This window comes from Pseudomonas sp. HY13-MNA-CIBAN-0226 (assembly GCF_040310305.1).
GTDB lineage: Bacteria > Pseudomonadota > Gammaproteobacteria > Pseudomonadales > Pseudomonadaceae > Aquipseudomonas > Aquipseudomonas gregormendelii.
This window is the reverse complement of sequence record NZ_JBEOPS010000157.1, coordinates 1-286: the sequence shown is the minus strand read 5'-3', so window position 1 is coordinate 286 and position 286 is coordinate 1. Positions and strand designations below refer to the sequence as shown.

1 protein-coding gene is annotated in these 286 nt (G+C 60.1%); it reads right to left on the bottom strand.

What is annotated here, in order from left to right; genetic code table 11:
* Nucleotides 1-286, bottom strand: a 286-nt coding sequence (locus tag AAEZ05_RS28205; protein ID WP_350649857.1) for a response regulator, incomplete at both ends; no start/stop codon positions are given.

Here is a 286-nt window from a genome sequence, read left to right as displayed (position 1 = left end):
GGCCATCGCGGGCGGCCTTGGCTTCATCGGACACATTGATTTCTTCAAACGCCTGGGGTGGCCAGGACACATCGCCGTCCAACACCGTACGCACGGCTTTCTGGATATCTTCCATCGCGCTGGACTTGGGAATGAAACCGCTGGCGCCAAACTCTTTGGAGCGCACCACCACATCGGCTTCTTCCTGGGCCGAGACCATCACCACCGGTATTTGCGGGTATTGCCCACGCAGCAGCACCAACCCGGAGAAACCGTAGGCGCCCGGCATGTTCAGGTCGAGCAACAC